The sequence below is a fragment of the Streptomyces malaysiensis subsp. samsunensis genome (genome assembly GCF_024519315.1).
In the GTDB taxonomy this organism is placed as follows: domain Bacteria; phylum Actinomycetota; class Actinomycetes; order Streptomycetales; family Streptomycetaceae; genus Streptomyces; species Streptomyces malaysiensis.
This window is the reverse complement of the sequence record NZ_JANIIC010000285.1, coordinates 1-352: the sequence shown is the minus strand read 5'-3', so window position 1 is coordinate 352 and position 352 is coordinate 1. Positions and strand designations below refer to the sequence as shown.

Below are 352 nucleotides of genomic sequence, written 5' to 3'. Positions count from 1 at the left end.
ACCGCTGCTGCGGATCGGTCGCCAGCGCCTCCCGCGGATTGATCCCGAAGAACGCCGCGTCGAACGCATCCGCGTCATACAGGAACCCGCCCTTGCGCGCGTATGAGGTGCCGGGGTGGTCGGGATCGGGGTGGAAGAGCCCGTCCAGGTCCCAGCCCCGGCCGGTCGGGAACTCCCCGATGGCGTCACGGCCCGAGGCAACCAGATCCCAGAGCTCCTCCGGGGAGCTGACCCCACCCGGGAATCGGCAGGTCATCGCGACGATGGCGATCGGCTCATCGGCATCGGCCGCGGCCACGACGGGGGCGTGCGTATCGACACCGGAGGTCTCGCCGGTCAGTCGGGTGCACAG

The 352-nt window shown here is 70.5% G+C and carries 1 protein-coding gene; it reads right to left on the bottom strand.

Annotated elements, in window-relative coordinates:
* On the bottom strand, window positions 1–352 hold a 352-nt coding region (locus NQU54_RS48915; RefSeq protein WP_257636704.1), incomplete at both ends, for a beta-ketoacyl synthase N-terminal-like domain-containing protein.